General features: G+C 58.7%; 12 protein-coding genes. 1 reads left to right on the forward strand and 11 read right to left on the reverse strand.

Annotated features, from left to right (window positions below):
• Nucleotides 1-27 precede the first annotated feature (27 nt).
• The 11 genes from S7S_RS14215 to S7S_RS14270 all read right to left on the reverse strand — a co-directional run bounded on the left by S7S_RS14215 (nucleotide 28) and on the right by S7S_RS14270 (nucleotide 11,848).
• Nucleotides 28-381: a YciI family protein gene (locus tag S7S_RS14215; RefSeq protein ID WP_008733974.1), complete on the reverse strand. Its 354-nt coding sequence runs from the start codon at nucleotides 379-381 to the stop codon at nucleotides 28-30.
• Nucleotides 382-463: 82 nt separating this feature from the next.
• Nucleotides 464-1,456: a hypothetical protein gene (locus tag S7S_RS14220; RefSeq protein ID WP_008733969.1), complete on the reverse strand. Its 993-nt coding sequence runs from the start codon at nucleotides 1,454-1,456 to the stop codon at nucleotides 464-466.
• Nucleotides 1,457-1,466: 10 nt separating this feature from the next.
• On the reverse strand, nucleotides 1,467-2,174 hold the full coding sequence (locus tag S7S_RS18925; protein ID WP_144401675.1) for an eCIS core domain-containing protein: 708 nt from the start codon (nucleotides 2,172-2,174) through the stop codon (nucleotides 1,467-1,469).
• The gene (locus S7S_RS14230) at nucleotides 2,171-2,614 is read right to left on the reverse strand and encodes a hypothetical protein (protein ID WP_008733965.1); all 444 of its coding nucleotides are present in this window, start codon (nucleotides 2,612-2,614) and stop codon (nucleotides 2,171-2,173) included. Before S7S_RS14230 ends, S7S_RS18925 begins: the two co-directional genes overlap by 4 nt.
• A gap of 182 nt (nucleotides 2,615-2,796) precedes the next feature.
• The gene (gene trpC / locus S7S_RS14235; protein WP_008733963.1) at nucleotides 2,797-3,609 is read right to left on the reverse strand and encodes an indole-3-glycerol phosphate synthase TrpC; all 813 of its coding nucleotides are present in this window, start codon (nucleotides 3,607-3,609) and stop codon (nucleotides 2,797-2,799) included.
• Nucleotides 3,606-4,652: an anthranilate phosphoribosyltransferase gene (trpD, locus tag S7S_RS14240; protein WP_008733962.1), complete on the reverse strand. Its 1,047-nt coding sequence runs from the start codon at nucleotides 4,650-4,652 to the stop codon at nucleotides 3,606-3,608. Before trpD ends, trpC begins: the two co-directional genes overlap by 4 nt.
• Nucleotides 4,653-4,655: 3 nt before the next feature.
• The gene (locus S7S_RS14245) at nucleotides 4,656-5,240 is read right to left on the reverse strand and encodes an anthranilate synthase component II (protein ID WP_008733961.1); all 585 of its coding nucleotides are present in this window, start codon (nucleotides 5,238-5,240) and stop codon (nucleotides 4,656-4,658) included.
• 903 nt (nucleotides 5,241-6,143) lie between these two features.
• Nucleotides 6,144-6,956 carry a class I SAM-dependent methyltransferase gene (locus S7S_RS14255; RefSeq protein WP_008733959.1) on the reverse strand — a complete coding sequence of 271 codons (813 nt, stop codon included), beginning with the start codon at nucleotides 6,954-6,956 and terminating at the stop codon, nucleotides 6,144-6,146.
• A gap of 340 nt (nucleotides 6,957-7,296) precedes the next feature.
• Nucleotides 7,297-9,627 carry a heavy metal translocating P-type ATPase gene (locus S7S_RS14260; protein WP_082027735.1) on the reverse strand — a complete coding sequence of 777 codons (2,331 nt, stop codon included), beginning with the start codon at nucleotides 9,625-9,627 and terminating at the stop codon, nucleotides 7,297-7,299.
• Between the two features lie 96 nt (nucleotides 9,628-9,723).
• Nucleotides 9,724-11,175 (reverse strand): Cu(+)/Ag(+) sensor histidine kinase, encoded by a 1,452-nt coding sequence (locus tag S7S_RS14265; protein WP_008733954.1) that lies wholly within the window; start codon nucleotides 11,173-11,175, stop codon nucleotides 9,724-9,726.
• Nucleotides 11,165-11,848 carry a heavy metal response regulator transcription factor gene (locus S7S_RS14270; protein WP_008733953.1) on the reverse strand — a complete coding sequence of 228 codons (684 nt, stop codon included), beginning with the start codon at nucleotides 11,846-11,848 and terminating at the stop codon, nucleotides 11,165-11,167. The genes S7S_RS14265 and S7S_RS14270 overlap by 11 nt, the downstream gene beginning before the upstream one ends.
• A 254-nt stretch (nucleotides 11,849-12,102) precedes the next feature.
• Between S7S_RS14270 and S7S_RS14275 the strand changes: the two genes are divergently transcribed.
• Complete coding sequence (locus tag S7S_RS14275; protein ID WP_144401676.1) at nucleotides 12,103-12,555, forward strand: DUF305 domain-containing protein; 453 nt, start codon at nucleotides 12,103-12,105, stop codon at nucleotides 12,553-12,555.
• The last annotated feature ends 144 nt before the right edge of the window (nucleotides 12,556-12,699 follow it).

Below are 12,699 nucleotides of genomic sequence, written 5' to 3' on the forward strand. Positions count from 1 at the left end.
CGGCTGGCTGCTCATGACATCTCCCGGTCACGGCCCCAGCGGGCGGATTTCGACACAGCCCAGGGCACCGGCGGGAATCTGCGCGGCGATGCGAATCGCCTGATCCAGATCGCCGGCCTCGATGAGCATATACCCACTCAACTGCTCGGACGTGTCAGCATAGGGCCCGTCTGTGATCAGCGGCACATTTGCATCCGGGTGGCCCGGCCGCACCGTGGTGGCCAGCTGGGCCGACCGCAGGCAACGGGCATCCAGCACACAGTGACGCTGCTGCAAGGCGCTGTCGTAGGCGGCGCTGTCCGCCGCCAGCCGGTCCAGCGCCTGGCGTGGCAGGGCCGCCAACCGCTGTTCGTCGATGTAGACCAGGCACAGGTATTTCATGGCATCAAACCGTCGGGTAGATGCCTGTAGTCGCCGGGCGGCGCCGGGATTCGACAGCCGCCGGAAAAAAAGACGGGGCGGCTCAGTCCTCGTCGTCGTCCTCTTCCTCGCCGAGCTTCTCTGCCTCCTTCTTGAGCAGGTCGCTGAGGGCGTCTTCGTTGTCGCTGACGATCTCGTAGGCCTTTTCCAGCCACTTGGGTGGCAGGCCGGATTCAGTGACCGTGGCGAGCAGGGAGACCGTGCCCAAGCCCATCAACTGGCCGTCAAACCCGACCGACAGCGGCACCCTGGGCAGGCGAGGCACCTGACCCCATTTAACCGGTTCGTCCACGTCTTGCTTCAGAGGCTCCCCCTCGCCGGTCAGGAAATACTGTACCGTCGGCCCACCCCGGCGCGGGCAGTACACCACCGGGAAGCGGTGCTCGAACAGCGTCTCCTGCATGCCCCGGTTGCCCTGCTGCCAGGTGGCGTCGGCGGTCAGACTCAATTGCACGGCAATGCGGCGCCGATCCGCCGGGACCGCCGGCACGTTACAGTAGACCCGGCGCAGCACCATTTGCAGGGCATCAGCGCTCTCCTCCTGTGGACGGATTTCCACCAGCGCCTCGAACGCCGGCTGGTCCGCGTGAAAGCGCACCAGCCGCAGGCAACGCCAGGGCGATACCGGCTTGCCGGCGTCATCCATGCGATAGAAGTCGAACTGGCCTTCTGCCTCATACTGTGCGGTGTACTGTTCGATCTTTTTCGCCAGCGACCGGCTCATGCGCTCGGTCAGGTAGTCGCCCAGGGCGCCGCCAAGCGCCACCAGCAGCTTCACGCCCACAGCAGGCACTCCCTTTTCGGACTCGCTGCCACAATATTGCCGGATGCGCTGTTCCTGCTGGGGAAAAACGCCGCTCACGCCATCCTGTGCCGACCAGTCCCGTGGCAGCGCGTCGCTGCGCGGGTTGGCGTCGAACGGTATCAGCATCAACGCCACGTCTTCCTGTTTCGGTGCAACAAAATGGGTCTGCTTCAGACAGCCGGCCAGTGACAACAGCATCAGCACGGCAAACCCCATCAGATAACCTTTCATTGGATTCCCCTTACCCGTCACAGGAGACGTTTTCCGGCCGCACCATGCGCACACCCGCCGGTACCGCTGGTGCAGTGCCAAATACCGGCTCTACCACCGCGCGCAACTGTTCGAACCAGGGAGTGCTGGGGTAATAGCTGCAGATCACATAGCGCTGGATCATCGCGCCCTGCTGCTCAAAGCGGTATTCCAGGAACGCCTTGCCCGGTGCCAGCCGGAAGGCGTACGGCTGGTCATAGCGCAGGTGTTCAAGGATCACCGCCGCCAGGCTGTAGCCCGTGCGCTCGCGATGCTGGTTTTGCCAGACATGGGTGATTTCGTGGGCCAGCAGAGCCAGGTCCCACACCGGCACCTCCCCATTTGGACCACGCGCAAAATTATCCCGATACATATCACGCTGGTAATAGATGTGATTCCCCAGCGTCAGTGCATCCGGCCTGTCCGCAAAGCGCTGGACAGCCTCCCGCTCCGTCAGTGGTTCGCCGCTGTCGTCGGTGAGTGCCGCCTGTTCCAGCAGCGCCGCCAGGGTACTGCCTTCCTGGCGCAGCGCCTTGCGCACCTTCGCCGTGCGCCGGAACAGGCCATCGTGCACACGCACGTCGTCATAGCGCACCTGTGCACCCTGAATATCGCGCAGAGCCATCACTTCGTCCGGCACCAGCGGCCGGCCACAACAGCCCGCCAATATCAGCAGCGCCGGTATCATCCATATTTTCATGAGCACGCCTCCCATTGCACCGGCCCGAACAGGGTGGCGGCGGCCCGCACGATATATTTCGACTGCTCCTCCGTGATACTGAAACTCCACACGTTGCGGCGATCCGTGTCACGGCAACTGATATGGTCGGCTATGTCCGTCGTGAATTCAGTACCTCCGCCCTGGTTCTGCATGATCAGGCGGGAACTGAAATGAGGTGTGCTGGCGGAAACTGCGGTGACATTGTGACCGTATACAGCGGTGTAGCATTGGGGCCCGTTATCCCACAACACCCTTGTCGCCGCAGAGCGCTGCGTCAGCCGCGCCCTGACGACGCCAGTGGTGGCATCGGTCAGTTCAATATCGGGAAAACGAAAAAAACGAATGTAGTGCCAGTTACCGGCCGCTTCGGCGAACAACGCCTCATCCAGCTCGCCGGGCGGCAATGCGTCATGAAACATAACCCTTCCCTTCCCATGGTGAGTAGTGAGCTTCCTGCTCCGGAGGCTGCTGCCCGATCTGCGTCGGGCTATGCCAGGTAAGGTGCCCCGGCGACAGAAAACGCTTCATTTCTACCGGATCAGCGCCGCCTTGTCATGCGCGCCTGGATGAAAGCGTCCCGCGCCGGGTGAGTGGAGTGGGGTCAGCGAAACAGGCGCGCCAGCTCAGCGCCGGGATCCTCGGCGCGCATGAAGGCTTCACCGATCAGGAAGCCGTGCACACCCTGCTCGCGCATCAGTGCGACGTCAGCAGGGGCAAGGATGCCGCTTTCGGTGACCAGCAACCGGTCCGCCGGCACATCGGCCAGCAGCGACAGGGTGACATCCAGCGACACATCGAAGCTGTGCAGGTCGCGGTTGTTGATGCCGATCAGGCGCGCCGGCAGGCGCAGGGCACGCTGGAGCTCTTCGGCAGTGTGGACTTCCACCAGCACGTCCAGGCCGGCGTCAACAGCGCTCTGGTACAGCTCGGCCAGCAGCGCGTCCGACAGCGCCGCCACGATCAGCAGCACACAGTCGGCGCCGAGGGCGCGGGCTTCCCACACCTGATACGCATCGATGGTGAAGTCCTTGCGCAGTACCGGCAGGGTGCAGGCGGCACGGGCGGCTTGCAGGTAGTCATCGCTGCCCTGGAAGAAATCCCGATCCGTCAGCACCGACAGGCAGGCCGCGCCACCGCGCTCGTAGCTGGCGGCAATCGCGGTGGGCTGGAAATCCTCGCGGATCACGCCTTTCGACGGCGACGCTTTCTTGATCTCGGCGATCACCGCCGGCTTGCCCTGCCCGATGCGATGCGCCAGCGCGCGGATAAAACCCCGCGCCGGGGATTGCTGGTTCATGGCCTGCGCCTGCTCTCGAATCTGCGCCAGCGGGTGCGCTTTCTGCAGTGCCGCGACTTCCTCCTGCTTGCGCAGCAGAATGCGGTCGAGCACCGTGCCGGTGTGCTGAATACTCATGCCTGGCCACTCTTGAGCAGGTCGGTGAAACGGGCCACTTCGCGCATGCGCTCGCCGGCCTCGCCGTTATGCACCAGGTCTTCGGCCATGCGCACGCCATCCTTGAGTGTTGCGGTGACACCGGCGACATAAATGGCGGCGCCGGCGTTGAGGGCCATCATCTCGGCGGCCTTGGCACTGGCGGCCGTCTTGCGCTTGCCGAATGCGTCGCGGATCAACGCCAGGGATTCATCGGCACCGGCCACATCCAGGCCGACCAGCGAGGCCGATTCCAGGCCCACGTCTTCCGGAGTGAGCATGTACTCGTTCAGTTCACCGTGACGGAATTCCGCCACATGCGTGCGGCCCGCCAGGCTGATTTCATCCAGCCCGTCCAGGCCGTGCACCACCATGACGTGTTCAGCGCCCAGGCGTCCGAGCACTTCCGCCATCGGGCGGCAGAGCTTGTCGGAAAACACCCCCACCACCTGACGCCGCACGCCGGCCGGGTTGGTCATCGGGCCAAGGATATTGAACAGCGTGCGCAGGCCCAGTTCCTTGCGCGGCCCGATAGCATATTTCATGGCGCTGTGATGCGCTGGAGCAAACATGAAACCCACGCCCACTTCGCGGATGCAGCGGCCGATTTCTTCCGGCGACAGGTCAATCCTGATCCCGGCGGCCTCCAGCAGATCGGCGGCGCCACTTTTTGAACTGACGGAGCGGTTACCATGCTTGGCCACGCGGCAGCCCGCCGCCGCCGCAATGAACGAGGCACCGGAAGACACGTTGAACAGGTTGGCACCGTCGCCGCCCGTGCCGACGATATCGACCAGGTAATTCAGGCCGCTGACATCCACCGGCGTGACCAGCTCGCGCATCACTTCCACAGCCCCGGTGATTTCATCCAGCGATTCGCTTTTCATGCGCAGGCCCATCAGGAAGGCACCAATCTGCGCATCGGTCGCGCCGCCGGTCATGATCTGCCGCATCACCTGCTGCATGTCTTCGCGGCTCAGGTCGATATGCTCCACCACCCGCGCCAGGGCATCACGAATATCCATGGCTCAACGCTCCAGGAAGTTTTTCAGCAGAGCATGGCCATGCTCCGTGAGAATGGATTCCGGGTGATACTGCACCCCCTCGATGTCCAGCGTGCGGTGCCGCATGCCCATGATCTCGTCCACGCTGCCGTCCGCGTGCTGCGTCCAGGCGGTCATTTCCAGGCACTCCGGCAGGCTGTCTTTTTCCACCACCAGTGAATGGTAACGCGTGGCGGTGTACGGCGAAGGCAGGCCACGGAACACCCCGACACCCCGGTGGTAAATCGGCGAAGTCTTGCCATGCATCACCTGACGCGCCCGCACCACTTTGCCGCCGAACACCTGGCCGATGCTCTGGTGCCCCAGACAGACACCCAGGATCGGCAGCTTGCCGGCAAAGTGAGCGATGGCTTCCATCGAAATACCGGCTTCATTGGGCGTGCAGGGGCCGGGGGAAATCATCAGCCGGTCCGGCGCCAGCGCCTCGATCTGCGCCAGCGTGATAGCGTCGTTGCGATGCACCAGCACCTCGGCGCCCAGCTCCTGCAGGTACTGCACGATGTTGTAGGTGAAGCTGTCGTAATTGTCGATCATCAACAGTTTAGCCATGACAACCTCTTGTTTTATTTGAATTTCTTATCTTAGAACCATGGCTGTTATACACTTTATTATACACATCAGCAGTGGATTTCAGCAGAACGAACGCTAGAAAGCGGTCTTGGCGAGGAAAAATCGGCACTACCGTGTCTATGCTTGGCTGCAACAAAGCTTCCGGCAAGAACCTGCACGAAGTCGACCGAGCCGGCCACCTGTTAACGGCGCGCACGATCACACTCCACGGAGCAGCCCGCAAGGTGTCGACAAGGGAGGTTTTTAATGGCATCGGGCAAATCTCCTGAGTCTTGGAGCTGCCGTGCCGGAGAGCCATCTGCTGAATCTTGCCCACCGATACGGCGGCAAGGTGCGGGTCGAGGCCGCAACGACGTGCCGCTTCCTATTGGAAGCGCCACCACTGAGCAATGTTGATTGAAGCGGTACGGGTCATGGCAGACCGAGGTTCAGTTAACAGGGAAGATGCGAGCGGAAGCCAATCTCCACGGCAGCCTCATATCCAAGCAATAATAACATGCAGGCTCTTCTCCGTCTATTAGTTGAATCTGCAGAGAGTCGCCCTTGCGTGGCGCACCAGATCCCGCTCCAGCTTGGGCTTGCGATTCTCGCGGCGTAGCCTGGCCAGCTAGCTCATCACGCTCCGCCCGTTTGACCGCTGCCGGATCGACCACGAGGGTACAGCCGAATTCCGGGCCCAGATCCTCATACTTGCGTCCGAGCCGGACCAACTCGACCATCTGCTGGCGGAACTGCGGCATGTATATCCGCTGCTGTCTCCTCGCCATGAGAACACTCCTCCCTTTTTGTGAAGATGAAGGGTCCACGACAGCGGATCAAGACGCCTTAGAGGACGCCCCCATTCCTTCAGGTATTCACTTCGCGCTTACGACGCTAGCAATGTCACCCGTGCGCCACGACGATGTGAGTAAACATCATGAAACGCAGCTCATCCCCGTCACCGTAATAGTGGACGACTTCTCGTGTATCCTCCTTGACAGCTTCGACCAGTTCAGACCGGGCTGTGGAATCCAGCTTTGCAAATAACGGCACTGTGGTCGCTGCGCCCATCACCATGAGCTGTACAAAACGCTCAGGCATAGGCAGGAATACCTCAAGTGATCGTGGGTGGATTTCGACGCGCCGAAAGCCGGCGTCGTTCAGCAGCATACGCAACTCATCGGCATCGCCGAGCGAGAAGGACAGGCTAACATCAGCTATAGCCACCCCCAGATGACGCGCTGTCGATTCGAATACTTCCCTGTATAGCGGGTGCTGATCCAGCGACTGCCAGACGCTGATTCCAGCACGACCTTCCGCTGTCAGCACCCGATGCATCTCCCTCAAGGATGCAGTACGGTCGGAAAAAAATTGTAGCCCTTGCTGACAGAGCACCAGGTCAAACGACTCGTCCTGCAGTCCCAGAGTCACTGCCGAGCCTTCCCGCCATTCAATCAGTGCTCCGGTCGGCGCCGCCTGGGCTTGCCCAACAGCTAGCATGTCGGGATTGATGTCGAGCGCAAGCACTTTGCCGTCGGTACCAATCATCGGAGCGACCCCTCTTGCCACGCTCCCTGTGCCACAGGCCAGATCCAGCACGCGCTCGCCGCGCTGCGGGCCAACAATCTCAAGCAATATTCGTGTGAATGGATCAGCCATAGCGGGGCTGAGGTAGTGCTCATAAGTTTCTGCCGGGCTCGGCGCGTCGTTAGTCATTTACTTGCTCCTTGGTCCGTTAGCCGCCCAACCCGATCTGCGCAGACCACAACACAAATTCGTAGAGGGGAAAGCGTGCGAGATACCCTCGGTCTATCGTTTTCTCATACCTTGGCCCACGTGGTGCCGGGCAGCGGTCTGCGGCTCTAGCGCTAAGAGGAAGCTCACCATGCCAAAGCGGTGGTACAACGGCATAGCTCTATCGCCTGGCAATGGCTTGAAGACGAAGTCATGCCAACCGTTATCAACTCTGGCCGGCGCTGGCGTCCTTGCCAACTACCAATCTGGCGCTAGTGGGAATTCCTGATGTGCCTTAGCTAGTTTCAAGGTGTCGCTTTATTTAGGTTGATCTGCGAAGCCGGAGGGCATTGAACACCACTGACGCCGAACTCAAGCTCATAGCCAATGCGGCAAACATCGGCGAAAGAAGAAGGCCCGCAAACGGGTACAAGACGCCTGCTGCAAGCGGTACACCCAGCGCGTTGTAAACAAATGCGAAGCCGAGGTTCTGCTTCATATTGCGGACGGTCTTCTCCGACAGGAAGCGAGCCGTGGAAATACCGCGCAGGTCCCCCCTAACCAATGTGACTTGCGCGCTGTTCATGGCCACATCAGTTCCGGTCCCCATGGCAATGCCGACATTGGCCTTGGCAAGAGCCGGCGCATCATTGATGCCGTCGCCCGCCATCGCAACGATCCGTCCTTCGGATTGAAGCTTATTTACCAAATCGAGCTTGTCGCTAGGGGTCACTTCACCAAAAATCTCGTCGATGCCCAACCGTTCAGCAACAGCCCTCGCTGTAGAGACGCCATCTCCAGTGGCCATGATGATGCGGATCCCCGCTGCCTTCAGGGCGTCCACGGCCTCAGGGGTGGTTTCTTTGATGGGGTCAGAAACCGCCAACAAGCCAGCGAGTTTGCCGTCCACTGCCAGATACATAACGCTCGCACCCCTGGTTCGGAAACTTTCGGCAGTATCGCTCAGCTCGGCCACGTCGACGTTCTCCTGCTCCATGAGCGCGGTGTTACCCAGCGTGAGCGGTTTGCCATCCACCCGACCGCTCACGCCGATACCGCTGCCGGATTCAAATTCTTCCACCGGGCTTAGATTCAGCCCGCGCTCGCGAGCGGCAGTGACGATCGCGTCAGCAAGGGGATGTTCGCTACCTTGATCCAAGCTGGCCGCAATTTGCAGGACTTCATCAGCGGCAAAGTCGCCAGCGGGAACGGCTTGATCGAAGGCCGGGCGGCCTTCGGTCAAAGTGCCCGTCTTATCAACGATGAGCGTATCGACTTTCCGCAGATTCTCTATTGCTGCAGCATCGCGGAACAGCACGCCCTGGGTGGCACCGCGACCCGTTGCCACCATGACGGACATCGGCGTAGCGAGCCCCAGCGCACAAGGGCAGGCGATGATCAATACAGCCACTGCGTTAATCAGACCATAGACCCAACTTGGCTGCGGGCCGAAAACTCCCCAGACAAAGAATGTCGTGATTGCGATCACGACCACAGCCATCACAAAGTAGCCGGCCACGAGGTCAGCCATCCGCTGCATTGGCGCGCGAGAGCGCTGGGCTTGCGCAACAAGTTGGACAATTTGCGACAGCACCGTGGCTGAACCTACTTTTTCTGCTCGTATCACTAGCGCGCCGGATGTATTCATGGTCGCGCCAATGACTTTGTCACCTGGGCGCTTGCTGACGGGAATAGGCTCCCCTGTAAGCATGGATTCATCGAGTGAACTGTTGCCTTCTTCGACGACCCCATCAACGGGTACTTTTTCTCCGGGTCGCACTCGAAGGCGATCACCTTCGTGAACATGCGTCAGCGGTACATCCTCTTCAGTTCCGTCTGCATTGATACGACGGGCAGTTTTGGGTGCTAAACCGAGTAATGACCTGATAGCAGCGGAGGTCTGGGATCGGGCGCGGAGTTCGAGAACCTGGCCAAAAAGAGTGAGTGAGATGATGACCACCGCAGCTTCAAAGTAAACGCCAACGCGCCCCATCGACTGGAAGGTTTCGGGGAAAATGCCCGGGGCCACTGTTGCGACCGTGCTGTACATGAATGCCGCCCCCGTACCCAAACCAATGAGCGTCCACATGTTGGGACTGCGGTTGATAACAGATTGCCAGCCGCGCACAAAAAATGGCTGCCCTGCCCATAGCACTACCGGTAATGACAGTACGAGCTCTATCCACGCCTGCATGCCCATGTTGAACCAGCCAAGCTGGGGACCGAACATCGCCAGCACGGTGACCACGATGGTGAAAGGCAGCGTCCACCAAAATCGTCGGGAAAAATCTTTTAGTTCTGGATTATCGTCATCTAGGCTGGGCATGAGCGGCTCGAGCGCCATGCCACACTTGGGACAGCTTCCTGGATGGTCCTGTTGAATTTCAGGATGCATAGGGCAAGTGTAGATTGTACCAGGCTCTACTTGTCCGGCAGATTCTTCTTTATTTCGTGGTGCAGTGAATTTCTCAGGCTCGCTTTCGAACGTGTGCATACACTTTGCACTGCAAAAATAAAAAGACTTTTCTTCATGTGCAACGTGATAGGGAGACTCTTCTGTTACATTCATCCCGCACACAGGATCAGTAAGCTGCGACCCGAAGTCCTGTTTTTTTACGGCCTGATTATGGGACCGTTCATTGTTCTCCGCCATGACTATAAGACCTCTTCAGGAATAAGCGATACTTCGCGACTTAATGTGCGAGCACGAACCCATCCGCGCGTCGCGATGAATACAATATTTTTCGGGTTACCCATCGTTTAGCCTAGCTTTGGTCGCAAACAAAGGGTTACAAAAAGTATGCGGTAGCGTGACGACAAAGCGCGTAAGGCTGTCATCCGACTCCGCATGGATTCTACCCTTGTGCGCCTCGACGATAGTCTTGACAATCACCAGGCCCAACCCCGCGCCTTCACCTTTGCTCTGACGTGAAGGATCAACGCGGTAGAAGCGATCAAAGATTCGAGATAATGCTTGTCGCGGAATCTTTGGTCCGGGGTTTTCGACACTGATCGTGGTAGCTCCCACATCTTGATGCAGTCGAACAGTAATGCTTGCGCCGCGCGGCGTGTAACGGATCGCATTGGAAAGGAGATTGCTGAGTGCGCGGCGAAGCATTTCTCGATCGGCCTGTATCGGTGCTGCGCGCCCCTTGAGCTGCAACGAGACACCCCGATCTTCCACCCATGCCTCGAAATACTCGAACAATCCCTGGGTCGCTTCGGTGAGGTCCACGGTCTCCAGATAGAGATCGTCCGGGGCGTTCTCGGTCTGTGCCAGAAACAGCATGTCGTTGATCATCCGATTCAGGCGCCCGAATTCCTCTAGGTTCGAGTAAAGAATTTCCCGGTACTCATCAGCGGAACGGGGCTGACCCACCGCCACTTCCGTCTGAGTGGTCAGGTTGGTGACTGGCGTGCGCAGTTCATGGGCGATGTCGGCGGAGACATTGGCGAGTTGGGCGTATCCCTCCTCGATGCGCCCGAGCATAGCGTTGAACGAGGCGATGGTCTCTTCCAGTTCGATCGGTACTTCCTTCGGGTCCAATCGCATGTACAACTTGGAAGAGGTGATCGCTCGAATCTTTTCGTTGGCCCTGCGAATCGGTTTGTGCCCCCAGCGAACCGCACTCCAGGCCACCAGAATCACGATGCACATGACGACGCAGACCGTCCACCACTGGATGCGTTTAAAACTGCTGATGAATGTGAGATGGACACCGATATCCATCGCAACGGCTATCGTGTACTTTTCACTCAGGGTGTTATCGCCGCCGATCTGTAAAACAGCGCCGCGATAGTGCGTCCCGCTTTCTTCCCATATTGACATTTCCTGCTCACTTGCGAGATTGACAGGATGCTCATTCGCGGCAAAGCGCGCCAGATCGGGACCACCTCTGGGAGCATAGAGTGCTTCTCCAGCAGCATTGGCTACATAGTAGTAGACGCCATGATGCCCACGGACTGCACGCTGCAAGGCCTGCGCATCGCTATTGTCATGCACCTCACCTAGCGCTCGGATCACCGAACTGGCTATCACCCTCAGCTCTTCTTCATCCATCTCGGCGAAGTGCTGATCCAATGATTTGACACTGATCCAGTTAAATATCAGAAATACCAGCAGCATCGCCAGGCCGACCAACCAGGTTATCCGCAGCGCGAGTGAGGCTGGACGGCGAGCGATAGCAGGCTTATTCGTCATCCGGAACATCCAGCGTATAGCCCATGCCCCTGACGGTATGAATGAGCTTGGGCTCGAAGTCATCATCGATCTTTGCCCGCAGCCGACGAATCGCAACATCGATCACATTGGTGTCGCTGTCGAAGTTCATGTCCCAGACCTGGGACGCGATCAGCGAGCGCGGCAACACTTCACCCTGGCGACGCGCTAACAACTCAAGCAGCGCGAACTCCTTGTTGGTCAGATTAATACGCCGTCCGCCGCGGATCGCGCGCCGCCGAGCCAGGTCCAGTTCTAGATCCACGATCTGCATGCGGTCGTGGTGGATAGGCATGCCGCCGCGACGCAGCAAAGTGCGCACACGGGCAAGCAGCTCGGCAAAAACGAACGGCTTAATCAGGTAATCATCGGCACCCAGCTCCAGCCCCTGCACGCGATCATCCACATTGCCACGTGCGGTCAAAAACAACACCGGAACCTGGTTGCCCGCCGCTCTGATTGATTGCAGAATGCGCCAGCCGTCTATATCAGGAAGCATGACATCAAGCATGATCAGGTCGTAGGCTTCGGTCATGGCCATGTGGTGACCATCGAGCCCGTTGCGCGCCAAGTCAACTACAAACCCTGCTTCCGTAAGGCCCTGACGAACATAGTCCGCCGTCTTGTTCTCGTCTTCGACAACCAGCAGTTTCATCGTTGTGTTACTCATGCGATGCCCGGGCCTTCCAGGGGAATCGGGTCAGGTGGCTTCAACCAGCAGCTTATCTAGCTGGACCTGCCAGAATGATGACACGGAGATTACAAAAATGTAATCGAAATATCATCAGAATGACAGCGACAGCTCCTCAGGATGACCATTACTGAAGCTGGAGAAAGGGATTCGATATGGAGCACACTTCACACACGACTGACGATGGTCACGGGAAGAGAACACATCGACCCTACCTGATGTTCTGGATCAACATGGGCCTCGCCCTGATTGTCATGTATATCGTCATGTTTACGATGATCGATGGCATCCACGACTTCCGGAACAATCTCAACATGTTCTATATGGCGGTGACGATGTGGGCGCCTATGGGAATTTTCATGCTCGCAACGATGCCGCACATGTTTTCCAAGGGAGGTCTTAACGTCGCGCTCTATGTACTTTTTGCCGTTTTAACGGTTGGATCGTTTACCGCGACGCGTGCGCAAATTCTCATCAACGATCGCCAGTTCATCGATTCGATGATTCCGCATCACTCCGGCGCGATCCTGATGTGCCGCGAAGCCGATCTCAATGATGCTGAGCTTGTTGACCTTTGCACTGAAATCATTAGAGCGCAGCGATCCGAAATCGATCAGATGGAGCAAATTAGAACGCGCTTAGATGGCGGAGCGTTACACTCGCCGCAGTAGGATTCAGCCAAGTTAGTCTGCAGATCCCCGCATTCATTGACAGACATTCTTGGAGCTCGTACTTCCGATGACAGACCATCGTGCGGCAATCAAGCACCCGGAGAAACCTAGGTAGTAGGGTCGCTCTCGCTGATGCGGGTTAAA

The organism is Isoalcanivorax pacificus W11-5 (genome assembly GCF_000299335.2).
Lineage (GTDB): Bacteria > Pseudomonadota > Gammaproteobacteria > Pseudomonadales > Alcanivoracaceae > Isoalcanivorax > Isoalcanivorax pacificus.

Coding starts and splice junctions, on each gene's coding strand:
- S7S_RS14270 (WP_008733953.1), bottom strand. CDS start 11,848: ATGAAACTGCTGGTTGTCGAAGACGAGAACAAGACGGCGGACTATGTT.
- S7S_RS14245 (WP_008733961.1), bottom strand. CDS start 5,240: ATGGCTAAACTGTTGATGATCGACAATTACGACAGCTTCACCTACAAC.
- S7S_RS14275 (WP_144401676.1), top strand. CDS start 12,103: ATGTTCTGGATCAACATGGGCCTCGCCCTGATTGTCATGTATATCGTC.
- S7S_RS14215 (WP_008733974.1), bottom strand. CDS start 381: ATGAAATACCTGTGCCTGGTCTACATCGACGAACAGCGGTTGGCGGCC.
- trpD (WP_008733962.1), bottom strand. CDS start 4,652: ATGGATATTCGTGATGCCCTGGCGCGGGTGGTGGAGCATATCGACCTG.
- S7S_RS14230 (WP_008733965.1), bottom strand. CDS start 2,614: ATGTTTCATGACGCATTGCCGCCCGGCGAGCTGGATGAGGCGTTGTTC.
- S7S_RS14220 (WP_008733969.1), bottom strand. CDS start 1,456: ATGAAAGGTTATCTGATGGGGTTTGCCGTGCTGATGCTGTTGTCACTG.
- trpC (WP_008733963.1), bottom strand. CDS start 3,609: ATGAGTATTCAGCACACCGGCACGGTGCTCGACCGCATTCTGCTGCGC.
- S7S_RS14265 (WP_008733954.1), bottom strand. CDS start 11,175: ATGACGAATAAGCCTGCTATCGCTCGCCGTCCAGCCTCACTCGCGCTG.
- S7S_RS14255 (WP_008733959.1), bottom strand. CDS start 6,956: ATGACTAACGACGCGCCGAGCCCGGCAGAAACTTATGAGCACTACCTC.
- S7S_RS18925 (WP_144401675.1), bottom strand. CDS start 2,174: ATGAAAATATGGATGATACCGGCGCTGCTGATATTGGCGGGCTGTTGT.
- S7S_RS14260 (WP_082027735.1), bottom strand. CDS start 9,627: ATGGCGGAGAACAATGAACGGTCCCATAATCAGGCCGTAAAAAAACAG.